This window comes from Novosphingobium sp. BW1 (assembly GCF_008107685.1).
Taxonomy (GTDB): domain Bacteria; phylum Pseudomonadota; class Alphaproteobacteria; order Sphingomonadales; family Sphingomonadaceae; genus Novosphingobium.
This window is the reverse complement of sequence record NZ_VIRF01000087.1, coordinates 1-437: the sequence shown is the minus strand read 5'-3', so window position 1 is coordinate 437 and position 437 is coordinate 1. Positions and strand designations below refer to the sequence as shown.

The 437-nt window shown below is 57.2% G+C and carries 1 protein-coding gene; it reads left to right on the top strand.

Translation table 11 applies throughout. The features are described 5' to 3' along the window. Positions 1 to 54: 54 nt before the first annotated feature. On the top strand, positions 55 to 437 hold a 383-nt coding region (locus tag FMM79_RS16305), incomplete at its 3' end, for an ABC transporter ATP-binding protein (protein ID WP_148628510.1).

Sequence of the window (437 nt, the reverse complement as noted above, 5' to 3'; positions counted from 1 at the left end):
GTACCAGGCGCTGCGCGTGCGCAGGAAGCGCTAGAAGATGACAAGGGGTACTAAATGTCTGGCTTGAGCATCAGAAACGTCAAGAAATCCTTCGGCACGGTCGACATCATTCATGGTGTCGACGTCGAGATCGCCGACGGTGAATTTACCATTCTCGTCGGCCCCTCCGGCTGCGGCAAGTCGACATTGCTGCGCATGATTGCCGGGCTCGAGGATATCACCGCCGCGCAAATCAGCATTGACGGCCGGGTCGTGAACAATCTACAGCCGAAGGATCGCGATATCGCGATGGTCTTCCAGAACTACGCGCTGTACCCCCATATGACGGCCCGCGAGAACATGGCCTTCGGCCTGCGCAATATTGGTACGCCGAAGGCCGAAATCGCCTTACGCATCGATAAAGCCGCCGCCATTCTCCAGCTTGAGCCTTATCTCGA